The following is a 14,565-nucleotide window of genomic DNA, read 5'->3' on the forward strand; positions in this document are numbered from 1 at the left end:
TTCACAGACTCCTGTGTTCAGGCGGTTGTTGGGGCGTGCGGTGTTGTCGAGCGGAGTGATTGACCTGCGCGGCGGCCAGCAACGCGCGCAGGGTCTCGTAGCCTTTCTTTGCATAGGCATAGCTCGGCGCGACGGCCGGGTCCTGTTCCGCTTCGACCACCAGCCAGCCTTGGTAACCGGCCTGCATCAACACATCCAGCAGCGCGGCGAAATCGATGTCGCCATCGCCGGGCACGGTGAAGGTGCCGTTGACGATGCAGTCCGGAAAGCTCCACAAATGGTTACGCGCCAGTTGCACCACCGGTTTGCGCACGTCCTTGAAATGCACATGGCAGACGCGGTCGATGTGTTTGCTCAGCACTTGAAGCGGTTCGCCGCCGCCCATGTAGCAGTGACCGGAATCGAACAGCAGGCCGACTTCATCGCCCGTCAGCGCCATCAGCGTGTCGATGTCCTTCGGCGATTCCACGTACGCGCCCATGTGGTGGTGGTAGGCCAGGCGCACGCCCTGGGACAGGGTAAACCGGGCCAGCTCGGTGAGCTTGTCGGCGTAGGCCTGCCAGGCGCTGGCGCTGCGGAAACGCGGTCGCTCGACCAATCGAATGCGCTGACCCTGAATCGAATCGGCCACTTCGCCGTAAACCAGCACCGTGGCGCCATTGTGCTTGAGCAGCTCGACGTGGCTGGCGATGGCGTCGATTTCCTCGGCCGCCGAGCGGCTGGCGAGCCGACCGGAATACCAGCCCGACACCAGCGCCAGGTCATAGGGGCGCAACACATCGGCCACGCCTTGGGCATCCTTGGGGAATTTGCCGTTGAGCTCGAAGCCTTCGTAGCCGATTTCCTTGCCCTCACTCAGCGCGGTGCTCAGGGGCGTTTCGCCGCCGAGGGCCGGGAGGTCGTCGTTGCTCCAGGAAATCGGGTTGATGCCAATTCGGATTGCAGAAGCGGGCATGGCTGCACCTTTATTGTTGTTATCTCGTTCAACTGAAAACACAGGCCTGGCGTGCTGACGTCAGGCCCGGGCGTCGCGCCAGGATTCGATGAGGAAACCGAAATTGCTCTGCACCCGCGTGATCAGGCCCGCGTCGTCGATTTCGCCTTCCAGCCAGGCTCGGCTGGGCTCATGAAAAATCGTCCGGCCGACGGCAAAACCGCGGCAGGTGGTGCTTTTCGCCGCCTGACGAAAGCCGACCGCCAGGGTTTCGGCGGGCGCGTTCAGCCCCAGCAACACCACGCCCCGGCAGTACGGATCGCGCTCGTGGATCAGCGCGTCGAGCTGCTCCCAGACCTCGGCGGGCTGCGACTCGATTTTCCACCAGGCCGGGTAAATGCCCAGGTTGTAGAGGCGCTTGAGGGAACGGTAGATAACGTCTGGATGGGTCGAAGGATGATCCTTGGGCGGAATAACCTCCAGCAGCAGTTCGTGACCACTGGCCAGTGCCGCCTGATACAGCCCCAGCAGTTGTGCTTCCTGTTCCAGGCGCAGCATCGGCTCGTCGTCCGGGTGGTATTGCACCAGGCACTTGATGATCTGTTCCTGAGGCCAGCTTTGCAGCGTGCTGCCCACCGAACGCCCGTGCTCGAACGCCAACGGGCGTGAACCCTGGACTTCCACCGGGCGAGCCACCCACCAGCCGCGCCCGCTGGCGGCATTCAGTGAATCCTGACCGAAGCGCTGATCCGCCAGCACGCCGACATCGGCAGCGATGCCGCGCGTGTGCAACTCGGCTTCGACCCGCGCGACCGCTTGCACGAACAACTGCTTGAGCTGGCCGATACAGGCCGGATCGCGCCCGGCCTTTTGCGCCAGCTCCACCAGTTGCCCGCGGTGATCGAAGGCGAAGATGAACAACGGCTGCCATTCGCGACGGGGCACGCTGACCCGGTGCAGGCGCTGCAGCACCGCGTCCTGATCGGGTCGGGTAATCGGCACCGGGCTGTTGAACAGGTATTCCAGTTCGACCAGCGTCGGCATGGCCGGCGCGCACGCATGCCGCGACACCACCAGACCGCCGCAGGCATTCGCCAACTGGCAGCAGCGCTCATCGCTCTCGTCGTTGAGCCAACCCTTGAGAAAGCCGGACATAAACGCATCTCCTGCCCCCAGCACATTCAGCACTTCCACGCGCACGCCGGGGTAGATCGCGCCGTCTTCCAGCCTTGCCGGAATCGCGCCGTGAATCACCGTGCAGCCTTGTGGCCCAAGCTTCACCACCAGGGTCGCGGCACTGAGTTCGCGGACCCGACGCAGGGCGCTGAGCAAATCGGTCGTGCCACCGGCGATGAGGAATTCTTCTTCGGTGCCGACGATCAGGTCGAAGCGCGGCAGGATGCGCTGCACGTGCTGGCTGACGGTGTCGTTGGCGACAAAGCGCGTCTCGCCGTCAGCCTTGCCGGCCAGGCCCCAGAGCACCGGGCGGTAATCGATATCGAGGACGCGTCGGACGTGGTGTTTTTCGGCGTAGTCCAGCGCCTGACTGCTGGCGCGGAACACCTGATCGGTGGAGAAATGTGTGCCGGTGATCAACAGCGCCTTGCTGGAGGCGATCTGCGCTTCGTCGATGTCTTCCGGTTGCAGCGCCATGTCGGCGCAGTTCTCGCGGTAGAACACCAGCGGAAAGGTTTCGCGGTCCTTGATGCCGAGCAGGACCATGGCGGTCAGGCGTTCGGCGTCGACCTTGACGCCGCTGACGTCGCAGCCTTCCCGCGCCAGGGACTCCACCAGAAAACGGCCCATGTGGTCGTCGCCAACGCGGGTCAGCATGGCGGATTTCACACCCAACCGTGCGGTGCCAAACGCGATGTTGGCGGAGGAGCCGCCGAGGTATTTGGCGAAACTGCTGACGTCCTCCAGGCGCGCGCCGATCTGCTGCGCGTAGAGATCGACACCCAGGCGGCCGAGACAAATCACGTCCAGCTGACGCCCAGTGGCAAAACGAGTCTGGCCCATGCCGGCCCCTCTTCTTTTATTGTTATGGATTTGAGTGCTGATGCCCTTGCCTGCAAAACCGATGCTTGCAAGCGAGTTCGTGGATGCAGACTAGAACGGCGCCGGGCCTTGATCAATGAATTTTTCTAAATTATTTTCAGGTGGAATATTTATTCCACTTTGCATTGCGGGTCACAGCCTGCAAAACTGGCCGCCTGTCTTCCCGGACTATCCGCCACGTCACCACCCGCCAAAGGATTTGCACGTATGTCCAGCCTCGATCAGCCAGGCGCGCCCGATAACGGAGCCGACGGCGAAACGCCCGTCACCGCCGCGCCGGAGACCGCCGATGCCCTGCTCAAGCTGATCACGGCCGAATACGAGAGCCTGCCGCGCCAGCTCAAACGCATCGCCAGCTACATGAGCCAGCAGAGCGACCGGATCATGGTCGACCGCATCAGCGACATCGCCCGGGAATGCGAGGTGCATCCTTCGGCCATTGTGCGGTTCTCCCAGCGCTTCGGCTTCAGCGGGTTCAGCGAAATGCAGGCGCTGTTTCGCGAGGCTTACACCCACAAAACCACCCCGGTGCAGAACTACCAGCAACGTATTCGCAGCATGATCGCCAACAAATCGCAGAAGGCCAGCGCCGGCGACCTGGCCCGCGAATGCGTGAACGCTACGTTGTCGGGGCTGGAGCGGCTGGCGCTGGAACTGGACGACGAAGCGTTCGAGAAAGCCGTGGACCTGGTGGTCAACGCCGACAACATCTACGTGGTCGGGGTACGACGCTCCTTCGCAGTCGCCGACTATCTGGTCTACAACCTGCAGCACACCAATAAGCGCATCCACCTGATTTCCGGCCTCGGCGGCAGTTACCGCGAGCAGATGCGCAGCGTGCGCGCCAATGACCTGGTAATCGCCATCAGCTTCACGCCCTACGGCAAGGAAACCCAGCACTGTCTGCGCATCGCCCAGCATCATCAGGCCAAGACCTTGATCATTACTGACAGCAATCTGTCGCCCCTGGCCAAGCGCGCCAACGCCGTGCTGCTGGTCAACGAAGGCAGCTCGTTCGCGTTTCGTTCGCTCAGCGCTACGTTGTGTTTGTGTCAGGCACTGTTCATCGCCGTGGCCTATCGACTGGAGCTGAAGGTGGACGAGATCTCCGAGCAGGCCGGTTTCGACGATTAACTGGCAGCCTTGTACAAACCCGACGAGCTGTATAACTTCGGTATAGCTTTTTAACATCACCTGCGTGATTATCCGCTGGACTGCACAGGGAACACGCATCTGAGCTGACTCTCGCTCGCACGGTCATGGACCTGGACCCTCGCCTCTCCACCTGCGTGAGCCGCCATCATGTTTTTCGACTCGTCCAAGAATAAAATCATCCAGGACCTGCAGCTGACCGTCGCCCATCAGGCCAGTCTGCTGGAAGCGATCAATCGCTCTATGGCCAGCATAGAGTTCGATCTGAACGGTGTGGTGCTCAAGGCAAACGACAACTTCTTCAACACCATGCGCTACCGGCCCGAGCAGGTCATCGGTAAAGAGCACCGCATGTTCTGCACCCCGGAACACGCGCGCAGCCCTGAGTACGCTCAGTTGTGGTCACGTTTGCGCAGCGGCGAGTTTGTGACCGCGACGTTCCAGCGTGTCGCCGGCGACGGCAGCACGGTGTGGCTGGAGGCCAGTTACAACCCGGTCAGGGATTCGGACGGCAAGGTCATCCGGGTGGTCAAGTACGCCATGGACGTGACCGCCAAGCTTCAGGCCGAGAGCGAAACCCACAACAAGTTGCAGGCCATCGACCGCGCCATGGCGGTGATTGAGTTCGACCTGGACGGCACGATCATCGCGGCCAACGATAACCTCCTGCGTTTGTTGGGCTACAGTCGGCAGGAGTTGTTGGGCAAAAGCCACAAGATGCTCTGCCCGCCTGAGTTCAGCAACAGCGCCGATTATCAGGACTTCTGGCGTCGGTTGAACAAGGGTGAGTTTTTCAGCGATCAGTTCAAGCGCGTCGGCAAGCAGGGCCGAACGCTCTGGCTGGAGGCGTCCTATAACCCGGTGTATGACGCCAGCGGCAAGCTGTGGAAGGTGGTGAAGTTTGCGTCGGATGTGACCGCGCGTATTCAGAAGCACGAGGAGGATTCCCAGAGTGCTGCGCAGGCCTATCACATTTCGGTGCAGACGCAGAAATACGCTGAGCAAGGCACGCAGGTGATTCAGCAGGCGGCCAGTGAGATGCGTCAGATTTCGCAGAATATCGATGATTCGTCGCGGATCATCGGTCAGTTGGGTGAGCGCTCGGAGCAGATTACGGCGATCGTGAATACGATTCGCAGTATTGCGGATCAGACGAATCTGTTGGCGTTGAATGCGGCGATCGAGGCGGCCCGGGCCGGCGATCAGGGCCGTGGGTTTGCGGTGGTGGCCGATGAGGTTCGGCAACTGGCGGGTCGTACGAGTCGGTCGACGCAGGAGATTTCGGAGATGATTCAGGTGATTCAGACTGAGACGCGTCAGGCGATTGTGAGTATGGACAATACGCGGAGTACGGCGGTGAAGGGTGTGGATCTGGCGGATCAGGCGGGGGCTGCGATTGTGCAGATCAGTTCGGGGACGAATGATGCGGTGGATGCCGTCAAAATGTTCGCTGGGCGGGATTGATCTTTGAGATCAAGATCAAGATCTAGGGTGTCTGCCTGGGGGCAGACTGTTTCGCCTTCGGCGAGTTACTTGGAAAAGCACCCCAAGTAACCAAGGGTGCTTGCTCTCGGTTGGGCCCCTCGTTCCTCGGGGTTCCTTCACTCCGGTCTCGCTCCGTGGGCCCGCTGCCATCCGCCATCCATGGCGGGGGGCAGCTCTCGCCGCATCCATGCGGCTCGGCCCACTCCGCGAGACCTGCGTTCAGCCTGCACCCAAGTCGCGATTGGCGGTGACTGGACCATCTGTGTATGAAGATCAAAAGCAAAAGCTTCCCGGCTGAAGCCGGTCCTACAGTCAGAGCCGATGTTTGAGGGGGACTGATTTATTTACAACGCTTCACCGTAAATTAATCTGTCCCCGACCTGCAATCTGTCCCCGACCTGCCCCAGATAGTCGATCTCCTCTCCTACAACTGCCCTTCGTTCTTGCTGCGCATGGCCTTGGCCCGTTTCTCCAAAACCACATACACCACCAGCGCAATCATCAGCGGGATGAGGAAGTAGATCACCCGATAGCCAATCAGCGCCGCCAGCAGTTGGCCTTTGCTGAATTGGTGTTGCATCAGTGTGATGAACACCGTTTCAAGCACGCCAAGTCCCGCAGGGATGTGGGCGATGACGCCGGCGATGCTGCTGATGAGCAGGATCCCGAGCACCGCCGGGTAGAAGGCTTTTTCCGGCAGCAGCACGTAGATCAGTAGCGCCATCAGCCCCCAGTTCAGCGCGCCCAGCAGGGCTTGGCGCAGTGCCTGGTTCAGCGAGGGCAGGACAAACTGTTGCTTGCGGACGGTCCAGGTGCGCTTTTTCGAGAAGCGGCAGGCCAAAAAATACGCCAGGCAAACGGCCAGCAAGACAAAGCCGATCAGTTGCAGCGTGGTGTCGCCAATCTTCCAGCCTTCGGGCAGGTCGACGAAGTCCCCGGCGAACACGAAACCGGCCAGGAGCATGTAGCCCAGCCAGTTGGTGATCAGGCTCAGGCTGAGGATGCGGGTGATGGTCGGCACGTCCAGCCCCAGGCGCGAATACAGGCGATAGCGAAGCGCAATGCCGCCAACCCAGGAACTCAGGTTGAGGTTGAAGGCGTAGCAAACGAAGGTCACGGGGATGATCTGCTTGACCGCCAATTTGTGTTCGGTGTAGCGCCGGGCCAGGACGTCGAAGCAGCAATACGTCAGGTAGCTGCCTGCCGCGATGATAAAGCCCAGCGCCAGGGTGCTGAGCTTGTAGGACTCCAGCGCGTGCATCACCTCGTTCCAGTCGAGGTTTTTCATCAGGGTGAACAGCAGCACCGGCACCGCGATGAAGAAGAACAGCGTGAAGGCGCGCTTGGCCCACGTCAGCCACGGACGATTCTTGCCCGCGTCGGCCGGTTTCTGCTCGTGAGTGGAGGCTTGAGAGACGCCGGTCATAGGGATTTCTCCTGATCGGCCGGCAGCTCGTTTTTGAGCGCGGCGGCTTCCGGCAGGGTTTCAGGCGCGCGCAGGGGTTTCAGGCGTGGACCGTGCACCGGGAACAGGCCGGCAATGGCCGGGAAGTGCCGAAGGAAGTGGAAGCTGAGGAAGATCATCGGTGCACGCCACCACTGCCCTTTCGCCAGGCCCTTGAGGTTGACCTGTTTGCTGTGGGCCACGGCGAGGTCGCGCAGGTGTTCGTGCAAGCGCTGGTTCAAGGCATGGTCGCGGATGAACAGGTTGGCTTCCAGGTTCAGCGCGAGGCTCAGCGGGTCGAGGTTGCTCGAGCCCACCGTTGACCACTCGTGGTCGATCAACGCGACCTTGCCGTGCAGCGCCCGCTGTTTGTATTCGTGGATGATCACCCCTTCGCGCAGCAGCCAGGTGTAGGTCAGACGCGAGCACACGCGCACAAATGGCATGTCCGGCTGGCCCTGGAGGATCAGCGTGACTTTCACCCCGCGTCGGGCCGCATTGCGCAGTTCACGCAGGAACCGGTAGCTGGGAAAGAAGTAGGCGTTGGCGATGGTGATGCGCTGAGTCGCGTTGCGCATCGCCAGCAGGTATTGCTCTTCGATGTCGGTGGTGTGATTACGGTTGTCGCGTTCGGCGAGAAGCATGCGCGCGCTGCCGGCCTGACGCGTCACCGGCTTGAGCGGCTTGAAAGTCTTGCGCACCGCGGGGCCGAGCATGCCCAGCGTCGAGCGATAAATGTCGGCGACAATCGGCCCGCGCACCAGAACCGCGTAGTCCTGCTTGGCGGTGATGCCGGTGTCGGCCATGTGGTCGACGCTGTAGTTGATCCCGCCCATGAACGACGTTTCGCCGTCGATCACCACCACTTTGCGGTGCAGGCGCCGGAACAGGTTGGTGCGCATGCCCATAAGCTTGGGGCGCGGGTCGAACAGCTGAATCTGCACGCCGGCCTCGATCATCTTGCTGACGAACGCCGTGCTCAGGTCGCTGGTGCCGTAGTCGTCCACCGTGATAATCACGCGAACGCCACGGCTGGCCGCTTCGATCACGGCCTGCTGCAAACCCTCGCCGACGCGGTCTTCGAAGATGATGAAGGTCTCGATCAGCACCTCTTCGCGCGCCGCACGAATGGCGTCGAACACCCGGGCGAAAAAGTCTTCGCCATTGATCAACAACTCCACCGAGTTGCCGTCCCGCCAAAGGCCACACATGGCGCCCATCGCTCTCATACCCCTCATAGCGTTACCTCCACCGCCAACGGCGCATGATCGGAAAGGTGCGACCAGGGACGATTGGACATCACCCTGGGCGACCGGATGTGCGCGTTGCGCACGTAAATACGGTCCAGGCGCAACAACGGAAAGCGCGCCGGAAAACTCTTCGCCGGCGCCCCAAATGATTCAACAAAGACCTCGCGCAGCCCGGCAGGATTCAACACGCCATCGGCCTTCTGCCGCCAATCGTTAAAATCCCCCGCCACAATCACTGGCGCATTGGAAGGCAACCGACCCACCAGATCAGCGAGCAATTTCAGCTGCTGCTGGCGATGAACCTCTTTCAGGCCCAGGTGCACGCACACCGCATGCAGCTCGCCGAAATGCGGAACGTCCAGCACGCAATGGAGCAGGCCGCGCTCTTCGGTGCCGTGGATGGAAATGTCGAGGTTTTCGTGGCGAATAATCGGGTACTTGGACAGCAGCGCATTACCGTGGTGACCATGGGGGTACACGGCATTGCGGCCGTAGGCGAAATCCTTCCACATGCTGTCGGCGAGGAATTCGTACTGCGAGGTGGTCGGCCAGTTTTTCACGTTCTGCGCGTGGTCCTGATGCTCGCCGTGGACTTCCTGCAGGAACACGATATCGGCGGACACCGTACGCACCGCGTCGCGCAGCTCCGGCAGGATGAAGCGTTTATTGAGGAAACCGAAGCCCATGTGCATGTTCATGGTCAGCACATTAAGCGTGACCGACGTCGACGCGCTTTGTCGTCGGCCGTGGAGTTCTTCGGGGATCAGGGCACTGGTCACAACGTGGCTCCATGCAAATCGCCTGGCGCAACTTCCAGGTTTTCAGTGAGATTGAAACGCTCAAGCAACCGGCGCGCGTCGTAGGGCGCGCGGACCTTGATGTCGTTATCGAAGTAGCAATAGACGTCGCGGGACTTCCGCGCCCGGGGCGCTTTGTCCACGATCAGTTGAGCATCCCTGGGCTGCGCGCCCCGCTGCCACGCGTCGATGCGGTCGCCCCAGTGCTTGATCGCCTCGTCGGAATAGCCGCTGGCATAGAGTTCCTTGTCGCCATGCAGTCGCACGTAGACGAAGTCGGTGGCGAGGTCTTCGACGTGGGGCCACTTGCCGGCGGTGTCCGCGACCACCAGCGCGACCTTGTACTTGCGCAGCAGCGCGACAAAGGCCGGCACCTTAAAGCTTTCATGGCGGATTTCAACGGCGTGCCGCAGCTTCAGGCGGGGCGGAATGTCCAGATAACCCGGTTGCTGCAACCGCTCGGCGCACTTGCTGGCACAGGCCTTGGCGGCTTTACCGTCGTGGGGCAGCAGTTTCAGAAAATGCTCGAAGCGCTCGGCGTCGAATGTGAAGTTGGGCGCAAACTGCCAGAGGATCGGGCCCAGCTTTTCCTTGAGCTGGAAAATACCGGAGGCGAAGAAATTGGCGACGGGCTCGTCGATTTCTTTGAGGCGGCGGACATGGGTGATATAGCGCGGGCCCTTGACGCTGAAGACGAAGCCTTTCGGCGCCTCGTTGTACCAGCGCGCGTACAGGTCGGGAGACTGCAGCGAATAGAACGAGCCATTGATTTCGATGCTGCTCACGGCTCTGGAGGCGAATTTCAACTCGTTTTTCTGCGTCAGGCCGACGGGATAGAAATCCCCGCGCCACGGCGTGTAACGCCAGCCTGAAATGCCGATACGAATGTCGCCCATGCCTGTGCTCTCTCATGTCCCGCCGCGGCACCTGCCCCGACGCTTGTGAACTAGAGATAAGAAGCTTGAGAACGTGGCAGGTTCCCTGGCTTTTTGCCGGTGTTAGGGCGCAGATTGCCACAGGCTGCACGGACGCCAGTGCTCATGACTCGACCGTGGCCCTTTTGATCTTTTCCCGGGCGCCGCAAATATTCATCTGGCACCAGCGACGGCGGCCGTTTTTCGACGTATCGAGAAACAGCCAGTCGCAATCCGGCGTGGCGCAGGCCTTGAGACGCGTCAGATCACTGGTGGTCAGCAGCGCTGCTGCCTGCACCGCGAGACGACCGATGAAACCGGCCGTCATCGAGCCAAGATCATCGCCCACACGCCAGCGCCAGATCACGCCCGCAGGCGTCAGCACCAGCAAACGCTGGCCAGCGGTGTCCACCAGTGCCTGATTCAACGCATCCAGGCTGGACGTGCCAGGCCCGTGGTCCAGCGCCATGGGCAGCAGCAACCGATACAACGCTTCGCGGAAATCGATTAACTGTCCAAATGCCGTCATCGTGTGCCAGGACGAATCCTGTACCAGCGCGACGAAGTGCTGATGCTCCTGATCGTCGATCAGCCCGGCGTGGTGAAACCAGTGGACGATGTCCTCCAGATTGCCCAGCTTGTCGACGACCTCCCGCAACCCCGTGCCCGGCCGACGGCCGTCACAGGTATTGAGGTAATCCAGCACCGCAGGCCCGCCGACGAGACGGATGGCGTTGATCTTCAGCTGTCCGATAGACATTGCCTGCCCTCAGTTTGAAGCGATGAGGGAATGATGGCAGAGAAGTGAGGGAGTGCTGAAGTTTCGGACGGTCGTGGGATGCGTGTTGATACCCCTGAGACCCGCCAGACGCCTCAGGCCGTCCCTCCCAACTGAGCAAGACTCGCCGCCAGTTCGCTTTTGCGGAACGGTTTGGTCAGGCGCGGCAAATCCGGGTCGAGCCCTTCATGTTCGGCATACCCCGAGACCAGCAGGATCGCCGTCCCGGGCCGGGCGTTTCGGACGCGTCTGGCCAGGTCGGTGCCACTGATGCCCGGCATGAGGTGGTCGGTGACGATCAGATCGACAGGCTGCCCGGTGCCCAACAACTGCAAGGCTTCTTCGCCGGACGAGGCTTCGATCACGCGATAACCCAGATCGGCCAGCATGTACGCCGTACTGGCGCGCACCAGGTCTTCATCGTCGACCAGCAGCGCGATCCCGCGCATGGAGCGCCGGTCCGGGGCCTCGTCGATACGCAACGACGCCGCCGGCACGGTCATGCTGCGCGGCAGCCACAGCTCCACGTTCGTCCCGAGCCCCGGCGAGCTCTGGATCGTCAGCGCGCCGTTGAGCTGGGACGCCAGCCCATGCACCATCGACAGCCCAAGCCCCGTGCCTTTACCGACGCCCTTGGTGGAAAAGAACGGTTCCACCGCCCGGGCGAGCGTGGACGCATCCATGCCAATGCCGGTGTCCGCAACGGACAGACAGAGGTAGTCGCCGGTCGGCAGCCTGGAACGGTGGCCGGTGGACACCCATTCGGCACTCGCCGAGATCCTCATCGTGCCGCCTTCGAGCATGGCGTCCCGCGCGTTCACGGAAAGATTCAGAAGCGCCATCTCGAGCTGATTCGGGTCCGCGATGGCGGCAGGCAGATCAGGCGGGGCATCGACGACGACCCGGATTTGCGGCCCGGTGGTGCTGGCGACGAGATCGCCCATGCCGTTCACCAGTTTCGCCACGTCGACCGACACCGGCTGCAGCGGCTGACGGCGCGCAAAAGCCAACAACCGCTGCACGAGTGTCCTGGCGCGATCGGCCGATTGCACGGCGCCGGAGATCAACCGCTGCTCACGTTCGCCGCCTACGCCTTTGCGCTGGAGCATGTCGAGGGCGCCGACGATCGGGGTGAGCAGGTTGTTGAAGTCATGGGCGACGCCGCCGGTCAGCTGACCCATGGCCTCCATCTTCTGACTCTGGCGCAACGCCTCCTGGACTTCTTCGCGCTCGGCGATGGCTTTGGCAATCCGCACTTCCAGCGTGGCATTGAGTTCGCGCAGCCCCTCCTCGGCATCCTTGCGGGCCGTCACTTCAACCACCGTGCCGGTGACGCGCAGGCAGCGTCCGGCGGCGTCGAACACGCCCCGCCCCTTGGCGGCCACCCAGCGAATCACACCATCGTCTCTGCCGACGGTGCGGTAGTCCACGTCATACAGCGCGCGGCGTTCGGGGTCGCTGGCCGCCGTAAAGGCTTCGATCGTCGCGTCCCGGTCCTCCGGATGCAAGCCGTCATAAAAGTCTTGAATCGTGACCCGCACATCAGCCGGGATGCCGAACATTGCTTTGGTTCTGGGCGGCCAGATCAACGCGTCGTGGACGATATCCACGTCCCAGAAACCGATATCGGCGTGTTCGACGGCAAGGCGCAGGCGCTCTTCGCTCTCGCGCATCCGCATCTCGGCGCCCACACGCTCGACATGCGCCCAGCAGCGTTCGACTACTTCCCTGACCAGCAGGACTTCAGCGGGCAACCAGTCGCGAGGCTGATCTTGATGAACCGCCATCATGGCCGTCAGCCGGCCATTCTTGACCAGCGGGCAGCAGATGATCGCGTCGATGCCAATCCCGCGGAAGGTCTCCAGGCCTTCGCCGGGACCGAGTTCTGCAACGGCGTCGCGCACGATCAGGGTTCGGCCTTCGCGCATGTCAGCCGCCGTCCGCGGGCCGAAAAGATCGAGGCTGTAGGCGCCGACCGAGCTCTGAATGCCAGCCGCGTTGTAGTCGCTGCGAATCCAGAAGCGGTCATGGTCGATGTCGACATCTGCGTAGGCGCAGCGCGACACGTTGAGCCTGCGCCCGAGCAACTCGGTCGCCGCGAGCATCGCGTCTTCGGCCCGGCGGATGTTGAAAAGGCGGTTGTCGAGCTCATCAAAAAAGCTCAGCCGCGCCGCGCTCTCTTGCAGCGCCGCCTCCGCCTGATGCTCGGCCGTGCGGTCGCGGAAGATCTTCACGAAGCCGCCCTGATCCGTTGCCAGCGGCATCATCAAACCCGAGCCCCAGAAGCGCGCGCCGTGTTTATCGACGTGCCAACGTTCGTTGACGGCGCGCCCCTGCTCCATGGCGAGTTCGAGCTCGGCTTGAAAGACCCGTTCGATCTGGTCCGAATCGGTGTAGAAGAGATCACCGTCGCGGCCCATGACTTCCTCGGCGCAGTAACCGACGATGCGCTGGGCGCCGATGTTCCAACCGGTGACGGCCCCCCGCCCATCGAAGGTGATGATCGCGAAGTCCTCGGAGCCTTCGACTATCTGGCGGTAGCGCACCTCGCTGCTGCGAATGGCGGCCTCAGCGCGCGCACGGTGCACGACCAGTCCCACCGTTTTGACCACGAAATCGCCGATCTCGATATCCGCCGTCAAGGGCTCGCGCCGCTCGGTGTGATACATGGCAAAAGTGCCGAGCATGGCGCCCTGCGCCGAACGGATCGGAATCGCCCCACAAACGTGTAACCCGTGTCCGACGGCAAGCGCCCTGAATTGGGCCCAGTGAGGGTCGTCCACGATGTCGGACACCGCCGTCCGCGAGTTCGGAACCGTCGCGGTTGTGCTGGAGCCTGAACCTGCGCCGACACTGATGTGTGCGGCAGCCTCGATAAATGCAAGGGGAAGGCTGGGCCCGGCGCAATGCTGCAGCTGGCTGCCCTCCTCGTTCAGGAGCAGGATGCTGCCCAGGAAACGGGACGGCGACAGCGCCTCCACCTCGCGGACGATCGCGTCCAGCGCGGCGTTCAGCGGTGTTTCTTCAACAGCCAGTTCAAGGATACGGTTCTGGGCGGCCCCGAGTGCAGCCGCGCGATTGCGGGCCTGGGTCAGGCGCGCATTCTCGATGGCGATGGTTGCCAGCCGCGCCAGACTTTCCAGGCGTTTGACCGTGTCGTCATCGTGACTGCGGACCTGCGACCAATAGGCGCCCAGCGCCGCGACCGGCACAGGCCGACCGATGGGTGCCATAACAAGGCTACGCACAAAGGTCGGCGCGTAGATGTCTTGCGAGATGCGTGGATCGAGCCGGACGTCACGGATCGCAATCGTCTCGCCGCGGTGCATGACCCACCCGGAAACACAGTGGTCAGCCGGAAAGGTCTGGCCCTGCCACAGCGCAGAGACCGCATCTTCGGCTATGTAAGAGCACCGTCCTTCGTCCTGAATCACCACCGCAATGCCATCCGCGCCGAGCGTGGCACGCGCCACGTCTCGCAGCACGGCGATGACTTCGTCCACGGATCCCGCCATGACGAGCCGTTCACTGGCATTCAGCACATGAGACAGGCGCTCATCGCCGCTGGGGTCGACTGGAACAGTAGTCACACGGATCTCCCGACATCGCCACGGCATCAACATCCCGCAGACTGGTTCGAACTGGACAGGGCCAAAGCGGCATTGTATCGGGTAACCCTTCGCCCTCGACACGGCTCGATTCGGCTTTCTCGGAAAAGCGACCAACGCGCCCGCCGGTCAAACTTTTCCAATG

The 14,565-nt window shown here is 62.1% G+C and carries 10 protein-coding genes; 2 read left to right on the forward strand and 8 right to left on the reverse strand.

The genetic code is table 11. The features are described 5' to 3' along the window. Position 1 precedes the first annotated feature (1 nt). Both iolE and iolC read right to left on the reverse strand, forming a co-directional pair. Positions 2–955, reverse strand: a complete 954-nt coding sequence (gene iolE / locus QWI18_RS09680; RefSeq protein WP_369318728.1) for a myo-inosose-2 dehydratase — start codon at positions 953–955, stop codon at positions 2–4. A 60-nt stretch (positions 956–1,015) separates the two neighbouring features. Further along, complete coding sequence (gene iolC, locus QWI18_RS09685; RefSeq protein ID WP_296311102.1) at positions 1,016–2,953, reverse strand: 5-dehydro-2-deoxygluconokinase; 1,938 nt, start codon at positions 2,951–2,953, stop codon at positions 1,016–1,018. 246 nt (positions 2,954–3,199) lie between these two features. On the opposite strand from iolC, the gene QWI18_RS09690 reads away from it, so the two are divergent. After that, entirely contained in the window at positions 3,200–4,126 is a 927-nt protein-coding gene (locus QWI18_RS09690) for a MurR/RpiR family transcriptional regulator (protein ID WP_296311100.1), read from the forward strand. 168 nt (positions 4,127–4,294) lie between these two features. Further along, positions 4,295–5,608, forward strand: coding sequence for a PAS domain-containing methyl-accepting chemotaxis protein (locus QWI18_RS09695; protein ID WP_065986207.1), 1,314 nt, complete (start codon positions 4,295–4,297; stop codon positions 5,606–5,608). Between the two features lie 445 nt (positions 5,609–6,053). Here QWI18_RS09695 and QWI18_RS09700 read toward each other — a convergent pair whose 3' ends face one another. The 6 genes from QWI18_RS09700 to QWI18_RS09725 form a co-directional block, all read right to left on the reverse strand. Further along, complete coding sequence (locus tag QWI18_RS09700; protein WP_296308660.1) at positions 6,054–7,055, reverse strand: lysylphosphatidylglycerol synthase domain-containing protein; 1,002 nt, start codon at positions 7,053–7,055, stop codon at positions 6,054–6,056. After that, positions 7,052–8,284, reverse strand: a complete 1,233-nt coding sequence (gene clsB, locus QWI18_RS09705; RefSeq protein ID WP_244657037.1) for a cardiolipin synthase ClsB — start codon at positions 8,282–8,284, stop codon at positions 7,052–7,054. Before clsB ends, QWI18_RS09700 begins: the two co-directional genes overlap by 4 nt. 23 nt (positions 8,285–8,307) lie before the next feature. Continuing rightward, positions 8,308–9,021, reverse strand: a complete 714-nt coding sequence (locus QWI18_RS09710) for an endonuclease/exonuclease/phosphatase family protein (protein ID WP_366927133.1) — start codon at positions 9,019–9,021, stop codon at positions 8,308–8,310. A 77-nt stretch (positions 9,022–9,098) separates the two neighbouring features. Then, entirely contained in the window at positions 9,099–10,016 is a 918-nt protein-coding gene (locus QWI18_RS09715) for a DUF72 domain-containing protein (protein ID WP_369318729.1), read from the reverse strand. 142 nt (positions 10,017–10,158) lie between these two features. Next, positions 10,159–10,794, reverse strand: coding sequence for a CGNR zinc finger domain-containing protein (locus QWI18_RS09720; protein WP_369318730.1), 636 nt, complete (start codon positions 10,792–10,794; stop codon positions 10,159–10,161). 113 nt (positions 10,795–10,907) lie between these two features. Further along, a complete protein-coding gene (locus QWI18_RS09725) occupies positions 10,908–14,402 on the reverse strand; it encodes a PAS domain S-box protein (protein WP_369318731.1) in 3,495 nt (1,164 codons plus the stop codon). Positions 14,403–14,565: the final 163 nt, after the last annotated feature.

The sequence above is a fragment of the Pseudomonas sp. W2Oct36 genome, from assembly GCF_041060465.1.
In the GTDB taxonomy this organism is placed as follows: domain Bacteria; phylum Pseudomonadota; class Gammaproteobacteria; order Pseudomonadales; family Pseudomonadaceae; genus Aquipseudomonas; species Aquipseudomonas graminis_B.